Genomic DNA, 12,081 nt, shown 5'->3' on the forward strand with positions numbered 1-12,081 from the left:
AATGATAAAGATTTGTTATTGTTTGATAGTCTGAAAACTGATTTTATTTATTCTTCATTCTGTCTTTTAAAACGGTTTCAACATTTTTCAATCCAAAACCTTTTGCTTTGAGTAATATTAAATAATGAAACAGCAAATCTGCCGCTTCACCTATAAATAAATCGGCATTATCGTCTTTGGCTTCTATGACTAGTTCGACTGCTTCTTCGCCTACTTTTTGAGCAATTTTATTGAGTCCTTTTTGGAAGAGTGAAGCAACATAAGAGTCGGAATTTTGAGTTTTAATTCGATTTTCAATAATTTGTTCCAATTGATTTAAAAACGGAAGTTGGGCTTCTTCCGCAAAACAAGAAGTTGTTCCGTTGTGACACGTTGGTCCGTTTGGAATGACTTGAATGAGTAATGCATCTTGGTCGCAATCTTCTTTAATAGAAACAACTTTTAAAAAATTTCCAGAAGTTTCGCCTTTGGTCCACAACCTTTTTTTGCTGCGGCTGAAGAATGTCACGATGTTTTCTTCTTGAGTTTTTTGCAAAGCTGCTTCGTTCATATAACCTAACATCAACACTTGTTGCGTTTGGTTGTCTTGAATAATCGTTGGAATCAATCCGTTATATTTTGAGAAATCTAAGGTCATCTGATGGGTATGTTTTGGGTTTTTAAAATGTTTTTTAAAGTAGCAATCGGTACTTCATTAAAGTGAAAAATACTCGCTGCTAATCCCGCACTGACTTCGGTTTTGGTGAATAAATCGATAAAGTCCTCTGCATTTCCTGCACCACCGGAAGCAATAACCGGAATGGAAACTGCTTCACTAATAGCGTTTGTAATTTCCAACGCAAAGCCGTTTTTCGAACCATCGTTGTTCATTGAGGTTACTAACAATTCTCCGGCACCGAGTGCTTCTACTTTTTTGCCCCAATCAACCGCTGGAATTCCGGTCGATTCCGTGCCACCTTTGATAAAAACAAACCAGTCATTTCCGATTTTTTTGATATCAATGGCGACGACCAAACTTTGGCTTCCGAATTCATTTGATATTTGAGTAATCAAACTCGGATTTAAAACGGCAGCAGAATTAATACTGACTTTATCCGCACCGGATTGCAACAACAATTTAGCGTCTTCTACCGATTGAATGCCGCCGCCAACGGTGAAGGGGATATTGATTTCTTTAGCCAATTGCGTAACCATTTCGGCCAAGGTTTTTCTTTTTTCCAAAGTCGCGCTGATGTCTAAAAACACCAATTCGTCGGCACCGTTTTTCGAATAAAAAGAAGCCAATTCCACAGGGTTTCCGGCGTCTTTTAGCGATAAAAACTGAACGCCTTTCACGACACGTCCGTCTTTAATATCCAAACACGGAATGATTCTTTTTTTTAACATAATTCGCGTAGATTTTTGATTTTAATAGTGCCTTCATATAAAGCTTTTCCGATGATGGCGCCTTCGCAACCCATATTTTTCAGTAATTCTAAATCGGACAAATAGGTCACACCGCCACTGGCAATTAGATTCACTTTTGTCTTTGATAAAATATCAATGTACAATTTATTAGAAGTGCCTTGAAGCATGCCGTCTTTTGAAATGTCGGTGCAGATTGCGGTCGAAATGCCTTTGGAAACATAGTTAGAAATGTATTCTATAACATCCAGTTCAGACGTTTCCAGCCAACCATTCGTTGCAATTTTTCGGTTGAAACAGTCTGCGCCTAAAATGATTTTATCGTTTCCGAATTCGTTTAACCAACTTAAAAACTCCATTGGATTTTTAACAGCAATACTTCCACCACTAATTTGATTGGCGCCGTTTTCAAAAGCAATTTCAACGTCTTTCCGTTGTTTTAATCCGCCGCCGAAATCTATTTTTAAATTGGTTCTCGAAGCGATTTCATAAAGCACTTTGTGGTTGATAATTTGGCTGGACTTTGCGCCGTCTAAATCGACTAAGTGTAAATATTGAACACCGTTGTCTTCAAAATATTTAGCGACTTCCAAAGGATTTTCATTATAGATTTTTTGCGTGGCATAATCGCCTTTGGTCAAACGGACACATTTGCCGTTGATGAGGTCTATGGCCGGTATGATTCTCATAATTTCAGAAAGTTTAGTAATAATTGTTCGCCCACACTCGAAGATTTTTCGGGGTGGAATTGGGTTGCATAAAAATTATCCTTTTGCATCGAAGCGCTGAACGGCAATATATATTTGCAAATGGCAGATGTTTCTTTACCGATTTCTGCATAATAACTGTGGACAAAATAGAAATTCCCTTCTTTAGAAATTCCTTTGTATAGCACTGAATCTAAACCAAAAATGTTGTTCCAACCCATGTGTGGCACTTTTAATTTGGGCTCAAATTTCTTGACTGTAGCTTCAAAAATACCTAGACATACTGTATTTCCTTCTTCCGAAAATTGACACAATAATTGTTGTCCGAGGCAAATGCCTAAAACGGGTTGCGTGAGGTTTTTGATGACTTCATCCAAGCCTTTTTCTTTGAGGTATTGCATAGCGGAACTTGCTTCGCCAACACCGGGAAAAATTACTTTTTCGGCTTGTTGTAAAAGCGTTTTTTCATCGGTTACGATACACGAATAACCCAATCTTTCGATGGCATTTTTGACCGAAGTGATGTTGCCTGCGTTGTATTTTACTATCGCTATCATAAGATTCCTTTGGTGCTTGGGATATTGTTTGTGCCGTCTTTTTGAACCGCCATTTTTATCGCTTTGGCAAAGGCTTTGAAAATCGATTCTATTTTGTGGTGTTCATTTTCTCCTTCTGCTTTGATGTTTAGATTGCATTTGGCGCCATCGCAAAACGATTTGAAAAAGTGGGAGAACATTTCGGTAGGCATTTCACCAATTTTTTCTCTATTGAATTGGGCTTCCCAAACCAACCAGGAACGACCGCCAAAATCTAATGCCACTTGTGCTAAACAATCATCCATGGGCAACAAAAAACCATAGCGATTAATCCCTTTTTTCGAACCTAAAGCTTGGGCAAAAACATCACCCAAAGCAATCCCGACATCTTCAATCGTGTGGTGTTCGTCGACATACAAATCACCTTTGACCTTAATAGTCAAATCGATATTTCCGTGTTTGGCTATTTGGTCGAGCATGTGGTCAAAGAAGCCTAAGCCGGTGTTGAGGTTACTTTTTCCGTTGCCGTCCAAATTGATTTCGACTGAAATTTCGGTTTCTTTTGTGGTTCGAATGAGTTGTGCTGTTCGAGGTTGTGCTTTTAAAAATTGGTAAATGGCTTCCCAAGAAGCAGTAGTCAAAACCGCTTGTTCATTGGCTTCAGTCGAAATATAAATCGCCTGACTGCCTAAGTTTTGGGCCAATTGGATATCAGTCATTCGATCACCAATAACAAAAGAGTTTTTCAAGTCATAATTGCCTTTTACATATTGTTGTAACAATGCCGTTCCGGGTTTTCGCGTGGGCAAATTTTGCTCCGGAAAGGAAACATCAATAATCACATCCGAAAATCGAATCCCTTCGTTTTCAAAGGCTTTGAGCATTTTGTTATGCGCCGGCCAAAAAGTGTTTTCAGGAAATGAATCCGTTCCCATACCGTCTTGGTTGGTAACCATCACTAACTCGTAATCGAGTTCTTTGGCAATACGCGATAAGTATTGAAAAACTTGAGGATAAAACTCCAGTTTTTCCAAAGAATCGACTTGAAAATCAATCGGTGGCTCGAGGATTAACGTGCCGTCTCGGTCTATAAATAATACTTTTTTCATGACATTACTAAATTTAAAGCATACAATAATTGTTGGTTTTCTCTCGGTGTTCCAATGGTAATTCGAATAGTGTTTTGAACCACCGAGCTTCGGTTACGCGTGATGATTTGTTGTTCGATTAAACTGTTGTAAATGGCGGTGGCATTTTCCATTTCGACTAATAAAAAATTGGCTTCCGACGGATAAATTTTGGTTACAAAATCTAATGCTAAAAGTGATTCTTTAAGCAATTCCCGTTCGGATTTTATCAGTTGTACGTTTGATTTGAAATTGGCTTCATCGGCTAGTGATTTTACTGCAGCTTCTTGGTTTAACTGACTCACATTGTAAGGCGGTTTTACTTTATTCATGATCGAAATGATGGTTTCATTCGCATAAGCAGTTCCAACGCGAACCGCTGCTAAACCTCGGGCTTTGCTAAAGGTTTGAGATACAATTAAATTGGGATATTGTTTAATCTTGGAAACCAAAGAAGGTTGTTCGCTAAAGTCGATGTAAGCTTCGTCTAAAAAGACAATTCCTTTAAAGTTTTCGATAATGTACTCCAGATTTTCTATGGAATTTCCGGTTGGATTGTTGGGTGAACATATGTATAACACTTTGGCATTTTGGGCTAAAATGGCTTCAGTATCCAACTGAAAATTTTCAGTGAGCGGAATTGAAATAATTTCCAGGTTATTGATGTTCGCATACACTTCATACATGCCATACGTTGGCGGACAAATGATGATTTTATCTTCGTTGGGTTCGCAAAATACCCGTTGCACTAAATCAATGATTTCGTCACTTCCGTTTCCGATAAGAATATTTTCAAGGCCTACTTTCTTCTGACTACTCAAGATTTGTTTCAAGCGCCCTTGGTAAGGATCGGGATAGCGATTTAAGTTGCCGAACGGATTTTCATTGGCATCCAAAAAGATCCCTTGATTGCTTTTATATTCATCTCTCGCACTCGAATATGGCGTGAGCGAAAGAATGTTTTTCCGAATTAAATAGTTGATATTATCCATTTTGTAATTTTTTTAATCGGATGGAAACCGCGTTTTTGTGAGCGTCTAATTGTTCGGCTGCCGCCATGAGTTCAATCGTTGGCCCAAGGTTTTGTAGACCTTTGGAAGCCAGTTTTTGAAACGTGATTTTTTTGACAAAACTGTCTAATGAAACGCCGCTGTAATTCTTGGCATAACCATTGGTTGGTAACGTGTGATTGGTGCCGCTGGCGTAATCTCCGGCGCTTTCACAACTGTAATTGCCAATAAAAACCGAACCGGCATTTTCGATTAAACTGATTTTGTTTTCGGCATCTTCAATGGCTAAAATCAAATGTTCCGGTGCGTAAAAGTTGCTGAACTCGATTCCGGTTTGGATGCTTTGAAAAACCAGTGCCCGACTATTTTCCAAAGCTTTTTCTACAACCGATTGTCGTGGTAAGAATGCTTTTTGTTTTTCGATGGCTGAACTTACTTTTGAGACAATAGCCTCGGAATTGGTGACCAAAATCACCTGACTGTCACCACCATGCTCGGCTTGCGAAAGCAAATCGGAAGCTACAAATTCAGGCTCACAAGTGTCATCGGCAATGACCAATAACTCACTTGGTCCGGCAGGCAAATCGATGGCTAAGCCTAATTGTTGTGAGTATTGTTTGGCCGCAGTGACATATTGATTTCCCGGACCGAAAAGCTTATCGACTTTCGGAATTTCATCGGTTCCCAATGTCATAGCCGCTATGGCTTGGATGCCGCCAACTTTGTAAATTTGAGTTACACCGGTCAATTGCGCCGCATATAAAATTGCCGGATTGATATTGCCGGTTTTGTCTGGTGGCGAACACAAAATGATGTTTTTACAACCTGCAATTTTAGCCGGAATCGCCAACATTAAAACCGAAGAAAAAAGCGGTGCGGTTCCGCCCGGAATGTAGATGCCTACCGTTTCTATGGCGCGACTTTCTCTCCAACAAAATACGCCCGAAGTGGTTTCGATTTTGGTTGGGATTTCCTTTTGGGATTGGTGAAAACGTTTGATGTTTTCGGCTGCGATTTGAATGGCATTTTTTAAGTCAGTTGGAATTTCGGCCACGGCTTTTTCTATTTCAGCTGTTGAAATGGCTACATTTTCAATCGATATACCGTCGAAATAATTGGTATACTTTTTTACGGCAGTAGAACCGTTTTTTTGAATGTCGTTAAAAATGGATTTTACGGTTTCGTTTAAATCGGCTGTAGGAACGGTTTGGCGTTTGGCCAATGCTGACCATTGTTCGGGAGTTGGATTTATGTAAGTTTTCATGTGTTTTGAATTGAATTATCGAATCATTTTTTCTATCGGAATGATGAGAATGCCTTCGGCACCTAGATTTTTGAGTTGTTCTATGATTTCCCAATAATCGTCTTCTCGAATGACCGAATGCAAACTGCTCCAATCTTTGTTGACCAACGGTAAAATGGTAGGCGATTTCATTCCGGGAAGCAAGGAACAAATATTTTCAACAGCTGAATTGGGAGCGTTTAGTAAGATGTATTTGTTTTGTTTGCCTTCGCGAACCGATTGAATTCGGAATAATAATTTGTTGAGAATGGCTTGGATTTCTTGCGTTAGATTTGGATTAGAAATTAAAACGGCTTCGCTTTTAGTAACGGTTTCAACTTCTTTTAAACCATTCATCAACAGTGTACTTCCGGTGCTGACAATGTCGAATACGGCATCGGCTAGACCAATGCTGGTGGCGATTTCGACGCTGCCGCTGATTTCTTCGATGAAAACATTAATGTTCTTTTGGGCAAAAAAATCAATTAGGATTTTAGGATAACTGGTGGCGATTCGTTTGCCTTGGAAATAACTTAAATCGGTATAGATTTCGTCTTTCGGAATGGCTAAGGACATGCGGCAACCCGCAAAACCTAGTTGCTGAATCACTTTTACTTCTTTGCCTTTTTCCCAGACTTCATTTTCGCCTAAAATGCCAATATCGGCAACGCCTTGTTCTACGTATTGTGGAATGTCATCATCGCGCAGGAATAGGATTTCGACCGGGAAATTTTGGGCAACGGCTTTGAGTTTTCGTTCGCCATTGGAAATTTTGATACCGCATTCTTCGAGCAGTTGAAGCGACTTTTCACTTAATCGGCCACTTTTTTGAATCGCAATTTTTAAAGTACTCATTTTTTAATTGGGAATAAAATCTGAGTATATCGCGAAGTGTATAAATACAAAAAACCCGTCTTGATATACTCAGACGGGTTTTTAATTATGTTTTTGGATTAGCTACAATACATCATTAACTCGCCTGGTTGCAAGAATGATGATGATGTAATTGTGCTATAATCGTGTTCATTATTATTTATTTGATGTGACAAAACTAAAGAGAACTTTTGGAACCTGCGTTGTTTTTTATAAAGTTTAACATTTGTTCAGTAGAGAGATTACCGCATAATTCTGCGGAGCAATGCTTTAATGAAAAGCATTTTCGGGCATTTCCAAATGACTTGTAAATCTTCCCAAAAAGAGGTTTCCTCATCTAAAAACTTAAAGATAACCGTGGCATTTCCTTTTTCAAACATCGCCGAAAAAATGGTTGAACCTAGATGGTTTTTTTGGTCTAAAATATCTAAAAGAAGCAAATCATAAAACCAAAATTTATCGGCTTTGTGAAATTTAGTCAAGTTGGTTTCTTTAGACAAAAATTGAACCAAAGCTTGTGATTTTTTGACCGTATTTTTAAAAGTATAACCTGTACTGGCTTTCGTCCAACCGCCGGCTGAACCAATATTGAGCATGTTTTTCGAATTGTGTTGCCAAAACGGATAACATGTCATCGGGATATTGCCTTGTTCTTTTTCGATGATTTCGTAATCGGTTATACCGAGTTTTTGGATGTAGTTTTGGATTTCGGTTTCGTACTCGACTTTTGACAACAAATCTTTCGAGAACAAAGTGTATTCCAACAAAGCTTCGGTTTCGGATGTTGGCAAGACGTACATAAATCGAGTATTGCCTTTTTGCTCCACCGAAAAATCCATGAAAGTTGCACAATCGGGATTGAAAACGGCTTCTTTGCTTTTGATAAACCAACCTATAAAATGTTGGTGTAAAAAAGGATATTTGGTTTGAGTTTTAACCAATTCCGGATTGAAAATGGAATTGAAAATTTGGTTACAAGTAAAACTTTCTGAATTTGTTTTGACTACGCAATGATGTCCCAATTCTTGAAAATCGATTACTTTTTGATTTAAAAAAGTGATGTTTTCTTCTTTGGAAATCAGTTCGAAAACACGATTGTAAAAATCCAATCCTTTGACCATTTTGTATTGGTACGGATTTAGATTTAGTTGTCTTTCAAAGTACTCGTTTTTGAACCAAGCGGCGTTCCATTGGGCGGAAGCCAAATCATCATACAGACCTTTATCATCCCAAAAACACCAAGTTCTGTCGTTGGTTTTTTTTGAATTCTCGTCAATTAAAAGAATGGATTTGTCTTTGAATTTTCCGGAAAGGACCATTTCATAAACCGTCATCAAAGCGGATAAACCGGCGCCGGTAAAAATGTAATGGTAGTGTTTCATTAATAAAGTGTATATCTCAATCCCAGAAATCCTCTGATGCCTTGATTGGGTGCGTAAACGTAACTCGGGTCAAAGGTTAGCGCATAAGGATTTGACGGTGTTGCCATCACATTTCCGTTGGCATCGTAATCGACATTTTCGTCAAAAGGATCTTCTGCTCTGGCAATTAGAAACGGATTTCCTTTGTTGGGCGTCCAATTCAATATGTTTTTGATTCCCGCGTAAAGTTCAAAATTACGGAATTTTTTATAAGTAAATTGGATGTTCTGCAAACTCCACGGTTTTGAATAGTCATCTCTTGGATCAAGCGGTCCCAAAAGTGGCAATCGCATCGGGCCATAAAGATTTCCGGTGTAATCAATCGACAAGAACCAATCGGGAATGTCGTAGGTTAAAGCCCAATTCACACTGTACTTTTCGGTTAAAACCGGTTGGGTTGCGACACCATTTTTTACATTTTTTGGATCTAAAACCGTGAACCCGATTATGGCTTTAAATCCATAAGGTGTAACCAAATCAACATTGCCGCTGATACCAAAGGCTTCTGAGTAACCATTCAGGTTTTGGTAAATAATTTGGTTCGGATTAGTGTCATAATCCGGGATGATTTGATTGGTGAAATAAGTGTACCAAGTGGATAACTCAATTCCCAGGAAAGTGGCGTTGTCAAACCTGAATTTTTTTAGGTAATTGAAATTGACGTTATACGACTTTTCGGGAGCTAAGTTTTCGGTAATTACTACTTCTCTCGAACCGGTCAAAGCGGCGTGTTCTTCGGTAAATAAATTGACAATTCTAAATCCGGTTCCGGCATTGATTCTGAAAACGTCATTCTTGGTCGGATTCCATTTGTAGGCGATGCGTGGCGTGAAAATGTGCCCGTGATTGTTGTTGTAATCATATCTTGCACCCAAAAGCAAATGGTGTTTTTCGGCTAATTTTATTTCGTCTTGCAAAAATGCACTGTAAATATTAGTCTTTTCGGCAGTAATTGTTGCGGTTGTATTGTCGTTATAATATTGGTGTCGAATGGCTGCGCCTAATAATAAATTGTGATTTTTCAATTTTTTGTCCCAAAGGTATTGTCCGAAAGCAATTTTTTGCTGCGCCAAATACAAAGTCGTTCCGTAAACCGAATTCTGGTCATGCGACGTAGCCGAAAAAGTTAAAAACATATCTTCCTTGGTTGGCAATTGGTATTTGCTCAACAACTCAAATCTTGTCGTATAAATGCTTTCTCCATAAACTTCGTTGCCACCGCGGTAACTTTTGTTCCATTGCATTTCGCCACCCCAACGATCTTCGTAAAAAAATCTTCCGGCGATGGTAAATTCTTTTTGATTCTTTCTGTTGAAATTCCATTTGTTAAAAATCGAGATTCTTTCCTGAAGCGTCACATCGGTAAAATTATCGTTGTTGTTATCAATTGGGCTATTGTAATTGTAATAGTTTAGTCCCAATAACGATTCGGCTTTTTGTCCGACATTGGCTTTAAAACCCAAATCGATATTGTTTTCCAACCAAGAAGTCGAGAATACATCAGCTGAAAATAAAGGTGCATTTTTGGTTTTTTTGGTAATGATGTTAATCAATCCGCCAACGGCTTCACTACCGTACAAACTTGAGGCTGGACCTTTTATAATTTCTATTCTGTCAATCATTGAATTCGGAATTCCGGATAAGCCGTAAACGGTTGAAAGAGCACTTACGATGGGCATTCCGTCAATAGTTACCATGGTGTACGGACCTTCTAATCCATTAATATGAATGTCACCGGTACTGCAAATGTTACAGTTCAATTGTGGTCGAACGCCATTCACATTTTGTAGCGCTTCAAATACATTGGAAGTTGGATTTTTCTTTAGAAATGTCGTCGTATAAATTTCCACGGGAACCGGAGTTTCCAATCTTGAAACCGGTTTTAATGTTCCCGAAACGACAACTTCATCCAAGGTTTCGGATTTTGAATTTTCAGGAATCGTATCTTTTACTTGAGCTATCAAGTAATTGAAGCTAAAGACAATCGTTAGTAAAACAAACTTTTTCATTAAGCAAAATAAAAATTTAGACAAAACTAAAAATTAATTTTTATTTATATTAAAAAAATAAAATATATTTGTAAAAAAGCAAGTATGACCATATCCGAAGAAAATTATATTAAGGTTATTTATCATCTGTCATTGGTTTCTCCAAAAGGCGTAAATACTAACGCTATTGCCGGAATGTTAGAAACCAAAGCATCTTCGGTTACGGATATGTTGAAGAAGCTGTCTGAAAAGGATTTGGTTTCGTATCAAAAATACCAGGGCGTAAGTTTGACTGAAAACGGTCTGCTTTCGGCCAAAATGATAGTGAGAAAGCATCGTTTGTGGGAAGTTTTTTTGGTGGAGAAATTGGCTTTCAATTGGGATGAGGTGCATGAAATTGCCGAAGAATTGGAACACATCAAGTCGGAAGCTTTGATTAATAAATTAGATGCTTTTCTAGGATTTCCGGCGTTTGACCCGCATGGTGATCCCATTCCGAATGAAAAAGGGGTGATTCAAAAAGTCAATAAATTATTGCTTTCTGAGGCCGAATTGAACCGAGAATATTTTTGCATCGGTGTGAAAGATTCTTCTTCGGAGTTTTTAAAATATTTAGACAAACAAAAAATTGCTTTGGGCTCTACTTTTAAAGTAATCGAAAAAGAAAGTTTTGATGATACTTTGACGGTCGAAGTCAATTCACAAGAGAAAATTATCTCGAATAAAATTGCTAATAACTTATACGTTCAATAATTATGTACCAATCAGTAATAGACTATTTTGAAAGTATTGACCCGATTTTGGCCGCTTTTTATGCCACTATGTTCACTTGGTTTTTGACGGCGCTTGGTGCTTCGTTTGTGTTTTTTTTTAAGAATATGAATCGCGTAGTACTTGATGGAATGCTGGGTTTTACAGGCGGTGTGATGGTGGCGGCGAGTTTTTGGAGTTTGTTGGCACCAGCCATTGAAATGAGTGAAGGCGAAGGATTTGTAAAAGTTATTCCGGCTTCGGTTGGATTTTTAATGGGCGCTTTATTTATTTTTGGTTTAGACAAAATTCTACCGCATTTGCACATAAACTTCAAAGAAACCGAAGGGATAAAATCGCCATGGCAGCGAACTACTTTATTGGTTCTAGCCATAACTTTACACAATATTCCTGAAGGCTTGGCTGTTGGAGTGCTTTTTGGCGGAGTAGCCGCAGGAATTCCGGAAGCCTCAATTGCCGGAGCGGTTACTTTAGCGATTGGAATCGGAATTCAAAATTTTCCTGAAGGAATTGCAGTTTCGATGCCGTTACGTCGAATGGGTATGAGCCGTTGGAAGAGTTTTATGTACGGACAATCTTCAGCTATCGTAGAACCCATTGCGGGAGTTTTAGGCGCAGTTGCGGTTATCTTTTTTATACCAATTTTGCCTTATGCTTTGGCTTTTGCAGCCGGTGCAATGATATTTGTTGTAGTAGAAGAAGTGATTCCGGAGACACAGCAAGATAAAAATACAGACATTGCCACCTTAGGATTTATAGGAGGATTTATCGTGATGATGACTTTAGACGTTGCTTTGGGCTAATGACAACCACAGTCATCATTTCCACAGTTTTTCTTTGACTTGGGTTTCCAAATATATTTTCTAACCAGAAAGCCAACAGCAAGTAGAACAACAATATAAACTCCTATTTCTTGAAAATCCATCGTACAAAAGTATAAGGTTCTCTGTTTATGGAGAACC

Annotated in this window: 13 protein-coding genes; 2 read left to right on the forward strand and 11 right to left on the reverse strand. The window is 38.4% G+C overall.

What is annotated here, in order from left to right; all coding sequences use genetic code 11:
* Positions 1-43: 43 nt before the first annotated feature.
* The 10 genes from hisIE to ICG50_RS02075 form a co-directional block, all read right to left on the reverse strand.
* Entirely contained in the window at positions 44-637 is a 594-nt protein-coding gene (gene hisIE, locus ICG50_RS02030) for a bifunctional phosphoribosyl-AMP cyclohydrolase/phosphoribosyl-ATP diphosphatase HisIE (RefSeq protein WP_187659243.1), read from the reverse strand.
* Entirely contained in the window at positions 634-1,386 is a 753-nt protein-coding gene (gene hisF / locus ICG50_RS02035; protein WP_187659244.1) for an imidazole glycerol phosphate synthase subunit HisF, read from the reverse strand. Before hisF ends, hisIE begins: the two co-directional genes overlap by 4 nt.
* Positions 1,380-2,093 (reverse strand): 1-(5-phosphoribosyl)-5-[(5-phosphoribosylamino)methylideneamino]imidazole-4-carboxamide isomerase, encoded by a 714-nt coding sequence (gene hisA / locus ICG50_RS02040; RefSeq protein ID WP_187659245.1) that lies wholly within the window; start codon positions 2,091-2,093, stop codon positions 1,380-1,382. The genes hisF and hisA overlap by 7 nt, the downstream gene beginning before the upstream one ends.
* Positions 2,090-2,668, reverse strand: coding sequence for an imidazole glycerol phosphate synthase subunit HisH (gene hisH, locus ICG50_RS02045; RefSeq protein ID WP_187659246.1), 579 nt, complete (start codon positions 2,666-2,668; stop codon positions 2,090-2,092). Before hisH ends, hisA begins: the two co-directional genes overlap by 4 nt.
* A complete protein-coding gene (hisB, locus tag ICG50_RS02050) occupies positions 2,665-3,756 on the reverse strand; it encodes a bifunctional histidinol-phosphatase/imidazoleglycerol-phosphate dehydratase HisB (RefSeq protein WP_187659247.1) in 1,092 nt (363 codons plus the stop codon). The genes hisH and hisB overlap by 4 nt, the downstream gene beginning before the upstream one ends.
* A complete protein-coding gene (gene hisC / locus ICG50_RS02055) occupies positions 3,753-4,766 on the reverse strand; it encodes a histidinol-phosphate transaminase (protein WP_187659248.1) in 1,014 nt (337 codons plus the stop codon). Before hisC ends, hisB begins: the two co-directional genes overlap by 4 nt.
* Complete coding sequence (gene hisD / locus ICG50_RS02060) at positions 4,759-6,048, reverse strand: histidinol dehydrogenase (RefSeq protein ID WP_187659249.1); 1,290 nt, start codon at positions 6,046-6,048, stop codon at positions 4,759-4,761. Before hisD ends, hisC begins: the two co-directional genes overlap by 8 nt.
* Positions 6,049-6,063: 15 nt before the next feature.
* Positions 6,064-6,921, reverse strand: coding sequence for an ATP phosphoribosyltransferase (hisG, locus tag ICG50_RS02065; protein WP_187659250.1), 858 nt, complete (start codon positions 6,919-6,921; stop codon positions 6,064-6,066).
* Between the two features lie 260 nt (positions 6,922-7,181).
* Positions 7,182-8,321 (reverse strand): lycopene cyclase family protein, encoded by a 1,140-nt coding sequence (locus ICG50_RS02070; RefSeq protein WP_187659251.1) that lies wholly within the window; start codon positions 8,319-8,321, stop codon positions 7,182-7,184.
* On the reverse strand, positions 8,321-10,369 hold the full coding sequence (locus ICG50_RS02075) for a TonB-dependent receptor plug domain-containing protein (protein ID WP_187659252.1): 2,049 nt from the start codon (positions 10,367-10,369) through the stop codon (positions 8,321-8,323). The genes ICG50_RS02070 and ICG50_RS02075 overlap by 1 nt, the downstream gene beginning before the upstream one ends.
* Before the next feature lie 84 nt (positions 10,370-10,453).
* On the opposite strand from ICG50_RS02075, the gene ICG50_RS02080 reads away from it, so the two are divergent.
* A complete protein-coding gene (locus ICG50_RS02080) occupies positions 10,454-11,101 on the forward strand; it encodes a metal-dependent transcriptional regulator (RefSeq protein ID WP_187659253.1) in 648 nt (215 codons plus the stop codon).
* A gap of 2 nt (positions 11,102-11,103) precedes the next feature.
* The gene (locus ICG50_RS02085; RefSeq protein ID WP_187659254.1) at positions 11,104-11,922 is read left to right on the forward strand and encodes a ZIP family metal transporter; all 819 of its coding nucleotides are present in this window, start codon (positions 11,104-11,106) and stop codon (positions 11,920-11,922) included.
* On the opposite strand, the gene ICG50_RS02090 is transcribed toward ICG50_RS02085, so the two are convergent.
* The gene (locus tag ICG50_RS02090; RefSeq protein WP_187659255.1) at positions 11,919-12,044 is read right to left on the reverse strand and encodes a FeoB-associated Cys-rich membrane protein; all 126 of its coding nucleotides are present in this window, start codon (positions 12,042-12,044) and stop codon (positions 11,919-11,921) included. The two genes, ICG50_RS02085 and ICG50_RS02090, sit on opposite strands and share 4 nt — an antisense overlap.
* Between the last annotated feature and the right edge of the window lie 37 nt (positions 12,045-12,081).

Source organism: Flavobacterium buctense (genome assembly GCF_014486695.1).
In the GTDB taxonomy this organism is placed as follows: domain Bacteria; phylum Bacteroidota; class Bacteroidia; order Flavobacteriales; family Flavobacteriaceae; genus Flavobacterium; species Flavobacterium buctense.